We start from the raw sequence: 314 nt of genomic DNA on the forward strand, positions 1-314 counted from the left end.
TGCGTTCCAGATTAAAACGTTTAGTACGTAGAACAATCGGTTTTTCCAAATCGGAGAAGATGCACGATAAGGTGATCGGAACATTCATTGAACGAGAATTCTATCTTTGAATCAACCGATTGGAGTCGCGACCAAATATTACAGCTGTCATAAGAGTAGAAGTGTTAAAGGACAATATTAGACTTTGTACTAGGGTCTGTTGATCTTTCGTGATGATTTTTTGAACGGCATGGTGAAGGTTATAATCATTTCGCCAAAAACAAATCACAACTGAGTTCACCATGCCAAGGACAATGCTAACTGATAAACGATGG

At 38.5% G+C, this 314-nt stretch carries 1 protein-coding gene; it reads left to right on the top strand.

Annotated elements, in window-relative coordinates:
* Positions 1-110 (top strand): IS1 family transposase (locus AACW06_RS20265; RefSeq protein WP_238336787.1); only part of this gene is annotated, 110 nt, incomplete at its 5' end.
* Positions 111-314 lie beyond the last annotated feature (204 nt).

The organism is Vibrio sp. S12_S33 (assembly GCF_963889785.1).
GTDB lineage: Bacteria > Pseudomonadota > Gammaproteobacteria > Enterobacterales > Vibrionaceae > Vibrio > Vibrio aestuarianus.